Origin of the sequence: Aurantibrevibacter litoralis (assembly GCF_034651555.1) — a bacterium.
Taxonomy (GTDB): Bacteria; Bacteroidota; Bacteroidia; order Flavobacteriales; family Flavobacteriaceae; genus Aurantibrevibacter; species Aurantibrevibacter litoralis.
Window position 1 is genome coordinate 357,641 of the sequence record NZ_JAYEEQ010000002.1, and the last position, 7,427, is coordinate 365,067.

At 40.7% G+C, this 7,427-nt stretch carries 7 protein-coding genes; 5 read left to right on the forward strand and 2 right to left on the reverse strand.

Features of this window, described 5'->3' with window-relative positions:
* Positions 1–2 precede the first annotated feature (2 nt).
* The 5 genes from U1E44_RS03595 to U1E44_RS03615 all read left to right on the forward strand — a co-directional run bounded on the left by U1E44_RS03595 (position 3) and on the right by U1E44_RS03615 (position 6,134).
* A complete protein-coding gene (locus U1E44_RS03595) occupies positions 3–1,082 on the forward strand; it encodes an esterase (RefSeq protein WP_322929677.1) in 1,080 nt (359 codons plus the stop codon).
* Positions 1,083–1,135: 53 nt separating this feature from the next.
* Positions 1,136–2,245, forward strand: coding sequence for an alpha/beta hydrolase-fold protein (locus U1E44_RS03600; RefSeq protein WP_322929678.1), 1,110 nt, complete (start codon positions 1,136–1,138; stop codon positions 2,243–2,245).
* A 75-nt stretch (positions 2,246–2,320) separates the two neighbouring features.
* Complete coding sequence (locus U1E44_RS03605) at positions 2,321–4,249, forward strand: alpha/beta hydrolase-fold protein (protein ID WP_322929679.1); 1,929 nt, start codon at positions 2,321–2,323, stop codon at positions 4,247–4,249.
* A gap of 935 nt (positions 4,250–5,184) precedes the next feature.
* On the forward strand, positions 5,185–5,619 hold the full coding sequence (locus U1E44_RS03610; protein WP_322929680.1) for a YybH family protein: 435 nt from the start codon (positions 5,185–5,187) through the stop codon (positions 5,617–5,619).
* Positions 5,620–5,696: 77 nt separating this feature from the next.
* Positions 5,697–6,134 (forward strand): VOC family protein, encoded by a 438-nt coding sequence (locus U1E44_RS03615; RefSeq protein ID WP_322929681.1) that lies wholly within the window; start codon positions 5,697–5,699, stop codon positions 6,132–6,134.
* 263 nt (positions 6,135–6,397) lie between these two features.
* Here U1E44_RS03615 and U1E44_RS03620 read toward each other — a convergent pair whose 3' ends face one another.
* Positions 6,398–6,748, reverse strand: a complete 351-nt coding sequence (locus U1E44_RS03620) for a type II toxin-antitoxin system RelE/ParE family toxin (protein WP_322929682.1) — start codon at positions 6,746–6,748, stop codon at positions 6,398–6,400.
* Positions 6,749–7,171: a ribbon-helix-helix domain-containing protein gene (locus tag U1E44_RS03625; protein ID WP_322929683.1), complete on the reverse strand. Its 423-nt coding sequence runs from the start codon at positions 7,169–7,171 to the stop codon at positions 6,749–6,751. It lies immediately after the preceding gene.
* Positions 7,172–7,427: the final 256 nt, after the last annotated feature.

Here is a 7,427-nt window from a genome sequence, read left to right on the forward strand (position 1 = left end):
ACATGATGATTAAAAATAGTATACTATCTCTTCTACTTTGTCTGAGCCTATATGTTGCTCAATCCCAAAGAGCTCCCAGATTGAGCTCCCCTGAAGTGGATAAAAACAATACGGTTACTTTTAGACATTATGCCCCCGATGCCAAAGAGGTTTTGGTAAATACCGAAATCCGAAAAGAACCCCTGGTTATGACCAAAAATGACCAAGGAGTTTGGACAGCAACCATAACCAAGGTAAAACCGGATATCTATCCCTATAGTTTTAGGGTAGATGGTGTCGATATGGCGGATCCCAACAACACCTATGTTTTTGAAAATGAACGCTTTAAAAGAAGTATTGTCGATATCCCCGGAAAAAAGCCGCTGGCACATGCCCTTCGAAATGTACCCCACGGTAAAATAAGCTACCGATACTATGATTCTAAAACGCTGGGAACAACAAGGAGATTATTAGTTTATACTCCCCCCGGTTTTAAGAGTCAAGACAGCAAAAAATATCCCGTATTGTACCTCGTACATGGAGGTTCTGATACCGAAGAAACCTGGACCAAAGTGGGGAAGGCGAATTTAATTGCCGATAATTTAATTGCTGATGGAAAAGCGACTCCTATGATCATTGTTATGCCGTATGGGAATGTGCGACCAGCCCCTATGGCCGACTTTACAAAGGACGTAATTAATGATATCATTCCCTTTATAGAAACTAATTATCCTGTCTATTCCGATGCCGCATATAGAGCCATCGCCGGTTTTTCTGTGGGTGGCGGGCAGACGCTAAACATTGGTTTGACCAACACCGACACCTTTGCGTATATCTGTTCCTATGCCCCATATACAGCAACTGAAGAGTTTGCCAAAAATTTCACCGATTGGCAGCCGGATGCAGACAAAATTAATAAGAACTTAAAACACTTTAGCATAAGTGTGGGTAAAGACGATTTTCTGTATGAAAGTGTAAAAGGAAACCTCGCCATGTTCAAACAAAAAAACATAAAAGTAACGCCCATAATTGTTTCAGGGGGACATACTTGGATGAACTGCAAGCTGTTTCTTGCGAATTCTTTGGAACAAATTTTTAAATAGTTTGGTAAAAATGTAGTAAGAGATAATAAACAAACCCATATAAATTAAGAATTATGAGACACATCATTTTAGTAGTAACGATTTTCGGATCACTGTCATTTCTTAAGGCACAGGAAACGGCCATTAAAGAAGATTTTAAACCCTCAACCAAAAATCAGCCCGGACAGGAATATCCCCAAGTAAACTCCCAAGGATATGCCCGTTTTCGAATAGAAGCTCCCGCTGCTGATAGCGTTAGGGTGAGTCTGGGCTTGGGCGGACAAGGCGGAACCAAATTGGAGAAAATAGCAGATGGCTTTTGGATGGGCACAACCGCAGGTCCTATGGACGAAGGATTTCACTATTACAATATCAACATAGACGGAGGTAAATTCAATGATCCGGGAGCCCTCAATTACTACGGCTCCATTCGCTGGGAAAGCGGTATTGAAATTCCTGCACACGATCAGGATTTTTATGCCCTAAAAGACGTCCCACATGGTCATGTACAACAAGTGCTTTTTCCATCGCCCAGTACGCAAACCTCAAGACGTGCTTTTGTATATACTCCCCCGGGATATGAAAAAAATACCACGCAACGCTACCCTGTACTTTACTTACAACACGGCTGGGGCGAAGATGAAACCGCTTGGAGCAACCAAGGCCACGCCAATCTCATTATGGATAACCTGATTGCAGAAGGAAAAACAAAACCATTTATCATTGTCATGACTTATGGGATGACCAACGAAACCAAATTTGGTGGTTTGCGTACCTTCGATATCAAACCCTTCCAAACCGTTCTTGTAGAGGAATTGATTCCTTATGTGGATACCCATTTCCGAACCTTGGCGGAAAGGGATCAGCGGGCCATGGCAGGACTCTCTATGGGCGGCTTTGAAACCCGCCTGATTACCATGAACAAACCTGAGGTATTCTCGCACTACGGGCTGCTAAGTGGTGGAACGTATTCCCCGGAAGACCTAAAAGATACACCATCAAAAATAAAATTGATATTTTTAAGCTGTGGCAGTAAAGAACGGCCGGATGCCGTAAAGGCCGCAGCAACTGCACTAAAAGACGGAGGATTTAATGCGGTATCCTATATTTCTGAAGGTACAGCGCACGAATTTCAAACCTGGAGGCGCAGTTTAAAAGAAATGGCACCCTTACTGTTTAAATAAAACATTTATAAATCCAACAAGCCCCGAAGCAGAGCCGGCGCAGCATTTGAATTAAATTAGAAACAACCCAATACAATGAAAAAACATATCTTCTTAGTCCTAGGTTTTGCAACCTTGAGTACTTGCCTTATCGCTCAAACTCTTGAAAAGAGAGCTCCGACCGGATTCGACCAAGTACAGGCCAATATAGCCAAAGGGAAAATCGACAGTATTTTGTATCCGTCCAAAACCGTGGGCACCAACAGGACTGCGGTTATTTACACCCCACCCGGTTATAAAAAAGGAACCCGTTATCCTGTTCTTTACCTATTGCACGGCATTGGGGGTGACCAAAATGAATGGTTAAGACATGGCACGCCGCAGGTCATTTTTGACAATCTATATGCGCAAGGTAAAATGGAACCTATGATTGTGGTAATGCCGAACGGACGGGCCATGAAAGACGACCGCGCCATAGGCAATATGTTCGATCCGGAACGGGTGGAGGCCTTTGCCACCTTTGAAAAAGATTTGTTAACTGACCTTATTCCCTATATACAAAAGAATTTTAAAGTGTATACGGACAGAGAACACAGAGCTCTTGCAGGGTTATCTATGGGAGGGGGACAATCCCTGAATTTCGGACTTGGTAATCTGGATACCTTTGCCTGGGTAGGCGGTTTTTCCTCAGCGCCCAATACCAAAACGCCGGAAGTACTGGTTCCGGATCCGGATAAGGCTACAGCCCTACTTAAATTACTCTGGATTTCCTGTGGAGATGCAGATGGTTTAATGCCATTTAGCAAACGTACAAGTGACTATTTACGAAAGAACGATGTACCCCATATTTTTTATGTAGAACCTGGCGGACATGACTTTGACGTTTGGAAGAATGACTTGTACCTATTCTCACAACTACTTTTTAAACCGGTGAACAAAAAACTGTTCAATAAATACAGCGTATTGGGTTCACCTGCCGCCACCAACATTCGCAATGCCCCCTATCCTCAAGTGCTACCGGACAGTCGGGTTATTTTTAAAACAAAGGCTCCTGAGGCGCAAAAATTACAAATCGATTTGGGAAAAAAATACGATATGGTAAAGGATGAAGAAGGCTACTGGACAGTAACTACCGACTCCATTACTGAAGGTATCCACTACTATTCCTTGATTATCGATGGGGTTGCTGTGGCAGATCCGGCAAGCGAGGCCTATTACGGGATGGGACGCTTTGCAAGTGCCATTGAAATTCCTTTTAAAGGCGATGACTACTACGCAGTAAAAGATGTGCCTCATGGGGATATCCGTATGAAACGCTACTTTTCTAAGGTAACCAATGACTGGAGACGGATGTATGTGTATACGCCACCGGCGTATGATGAAAATGTTAGCTCTAAATACCCGGTGTTATATATTTTACATGGCGGCGGGGAAGACGAACGTGGCTGGGCAAACCAGGGGAAAACCGATTTGATACTGGATAACCTCATAGCAGCCCAAAAGGCAACGCCCATGTTGGTAGTCATGATAGATGGCAATATGCCCGGACGGGGTGGGCTTGCCGGTTTTAATGAAAATGTGCTAAAACTATTTGAAAATGAATTAAAGAATGAAGTGATTCCTGTTGTAGAAAAAAACTATAGGGTATTAACCGACGCCAATCACAGGGCACTGGCAGGTTTATCTATGGGTGGCCTGCAAACGCTCCATACCGGAGTAAAAAATACAGATCTGTTTTCCTATTTGGGCGTGTTTAGCTCCGGGTGGTTTGCCAATAACACAGAACTCTCCGAACCGCAATATGCCTTTATGAAAGAACATACGGCTACCATAAACGCCAACCTAAAAAAGTTCTATATTACCATGGGTGGCAAGGAAGATATCGCCTATGAAAATTGCAAGGCAATGATGGCTAAATTTGATGAGATGGGCATAAAATATGAATATAGCGAATATCCCGGCGGGCATGCATGGCCTGTTTGGCGGCACGATTTGTTTATGTTTGCCCAACAGCTTTTTAAATAGCGAATGCTGTTTTTACAAAGTTATAGGATGTGGTGTTTCTAATATAGCATGGGGATGATATGTTTACAGTTAAATAGATCACTCTTGTCGGCACTCGTCACTGAGGAGTACTAGCGGGGGGTAGATGCAGATAAGCCACAAGAAAGGATTCGTACGGTAGCGGGGATAGAGTTGCAGAAGAATTAACACGAACTGTTTTGGATAGAACAGCTGAGTCAACGAAGCAACTTGTAACCGAGGATGATGAGAAAAACAGTATTAAATCTACTTTTAGTTATGAATTATTTATGGTTGATTATTGGTATTGTTTGCTGCATAGTTGGAATAGTTATTCATCCTATGGCAAAAAAAAGGATACAAAATGATGAAGTCAACCATCTTACCTTAAAAGGATATATTCTGTCTTTTCTTTTGGTAATTTCAGGTTTTTTACTGGTTGCAAGGGAACTTGCAAAAATTGTTTGATGTGCAGGAAAACGTAACATAATCCGATAGCGCGGATTTGCAATCCGTGCTATCGAAACTAAGAAAGTCGGTTCTACCAATTACAAAAAACCCCGATAGCGCGGATTTGCAATCCGTGCCCATGAAACAAAGAAAGTCGGTTATCAAATCCCCGATGGCGCGGAAATGCTTTCCGTGCCCATGAACAAAAAATCCCGATAGCGCGGATTTGCAATCCGTGCTATCGAAACTAAGAAAGTCAGTTCTACCAATTACAAAAAGTCGTAGATTTATTATTTTAAACCTACTGAAATTATTAAATATAAAGGGGTTATCAGAAGGGGAAATAGCCATTCCTTATAAAATAGAGCGGTATGCGCTACTTTATCTCATGCCGGTTTGGACGAAACCCTTTTAAACCGAAATACATCCATAGAAGCTGAAATTTTATTAAAAACTACAATAAAAAATAATACCTATAATTTTATACGATGTTGGAACAAGAAAACCTAAGACTACTGAAAGAGAACCTAAGCCAGGCTATTCGGGAAAAGAATGTGGTAAAAGCAAATGAGCCCTACGCAAAAGATGCAGTGCTATTTTTACTCGCTCCAGCGTTACGAGCTAATTTCGATACTGGCATTGAGGACCTAAATAATATGGAAAATTGGTTTTCAACGTTTAAAAATGGTATCGGATTGGAATCAGAAGCATTGGAAATTACCTGCAACAATGATCTTGCTTACTTAAGCAGCCTGGAACATTTAACCGGAAAACGAACAGATGGAAGTGAAACCAATGTATGGTTTAGAGAAACCTTATGTCTTAAAAAAATAAATGGCGATTGGAAAATTACACATCAACACCAATCCCTTCATATGTATATGGATGGCACGGACAAAGCAGCTACTGATTTAGAACCATGAACATGATACATACCTATCGACTTACGATAAAGTAAACCATAAAATTTAATAAAATAACAACCTAAAAAACATACAAAATGGCATTTATTAACCCTTACATTAACTTCAATGGAAATGCAGAAGAAGCCTTCAACTTTTACAAGTCAGTATTTGGTGGGCAGTTCGTAAAAATTATGCGTTTCAAAGACCTTGCAAATGATGAATTCCCTGTAGCCGATCATGAAGCAAATAAAATAATGCATATTGCGCTGCCAATTGGCAAAAACATATTAATGGCCAACGATGTTCCCGAAAGTATGGGGCAAACTAACGAAAATGAAAACAGAAGTAAAATTTCAATCAGTGCAGAAAGCAAAGAAGAAGCCGACAAATTATTTAACGGCCTTTCAGTTGGAGGACAAATTGAAATGCCTATTTCCGAAAGTCCTTGGGGTTCCTACTTTGGTATGTTTAGAGACAAATACGGTATTGAATGGATGGTAGATTTTGATCCACATTATAAGGGTCAAATTTAAATAAACCCAAATCCCGATAGCGCGGATTTGCAATCCGTGCCCATTAAACAAAGAAAGTCGGTTATCAAACTAAAATTTAAAAAATCGTAGATTTACTATTTTTTGATGAATATCTACAAAGTATAAAGCAACAACTCCGCTGCCACACGAATACTTTCGTGTGACCCGCGCTATCGGGAAGATACCATTTAATTGTCCTCATTGATAACAGAACATTCAGATACGCTATACCTCCATATTTGAAACACCAGAGAAGATAGCGACTAATTTATTGATTTTTTGTACAGAGCCTTGGCTTCTTCATCCAATGTAGGTTCTAGCTTTTTTAAACGCTCTAGTAGGTTCATAGAGGTGTGCCGAACGGTAAGAATGCAGATGGCATCTTTAATGATATCACATACCAGATAATGTTTCTGAACCGGATAAACCACAAATCTAGATGAAATGTTTTTATTGGGTTTTAAAAGCCCCTCATTCTCCTGCAAAAGCTTAAAACAATCCTCTATGCAAGGCATATATTTTAAAGCCGTTTGTTCTCCCCATTCAGCAGCGGAATACTCATAAATCTCTTGGAGATCATCCAGCGTTCTTGAGGTAAGAAGTAGCTTTTTCATTTACGATTGACTTTTCCGGTGCGCCTTCAGATCGGCCATAAGATTACCAGAAAACTCTCGAGTTCTTCCATGTATAATATCCTGATAGCCTTCTATAATCGTAGCGCGAAGAGACATGGCTTCCTGACGATCACGTTCATGGCGGATAAGGTCACGAACATATTCACTGGGTGTTGCATAAAGTGTTCCATTTCCAGATTGACTGGAAACAAATTTCTTCATTTCATCTGTTAAAGCAATATTTAAAGATTCAGTTTTGGCCATAAAATCATCCTTTTTGATTAACAATACAAATAAAGCAAATATAGCAAATTCTTCATATAATATCAATATTTGAAGGGAATAACCTCTCCCCGGCTCCGCACGATTCCTTTCGTATGGCATATCCACAATCACTCGGACATCACCAAACGTAGATAGCACGGATCTGCTTCCCGTTTATACCAAACGAAGAAAGTTGGTGATAACCAACTACAAAAAGCCGTAGATATCTGCCTATTGCATAATGAGCCACCACCTATATTTGTTTTGTAAGACAACAGGGGGTATTATACTATCGGATGTTTTCAGGGATTTTAAAAAGTTCATGTCAAAAAGAATTATTGACTTAGGCATTTAATTACTAATATTTTTGATATAACAAGGTTGTGCCTGCACCATCCTCTGCATTAGGTTGTCA

Coding starts and splice junctions, on each gene's coding strand:
- U1E44_RS03595 (WP_322929677.1), top strand. CDS start 3: ATGATGATTAAAAATAGTATACTATCTCTTCTACTTTGTCTGAGCCTA.
- U1E44_RS03600 (WP_322929678.1), top strand. CDS start 1,136: ATGAGACACATCATTTTAGTAGTAACGATTTTCGGATCACTGTCATTT.
- U1E44_RS03605 (WP_322929679.1), top strand. CDS start 2,321: ATGAAAAAACATATCTTCTTAGTCCTAGGTTTTGCAACCTTGAGTACT.
- U1E44_RS03610 (WP_322929680.1), top strand. CDS start 5,185: ATGTTGGAACAAGAAAACCTAAGACTACTGAAAGAGAACCTAAGCCAG.
- U1E44_RS03615 (WP_322929681.1), top strand. CDS start 5,697: ATGGCATTTATTAACCCTTACATTAACTTCAATGGAAATGCAGAAGAA.
- U1E44_RS03620 (WP_322929682.1), bottom strand. CDS start 6,748: ATGAAAAAGCTACTTCTTACCTCAAGAACGCTGGATGATCTCCAAGAG.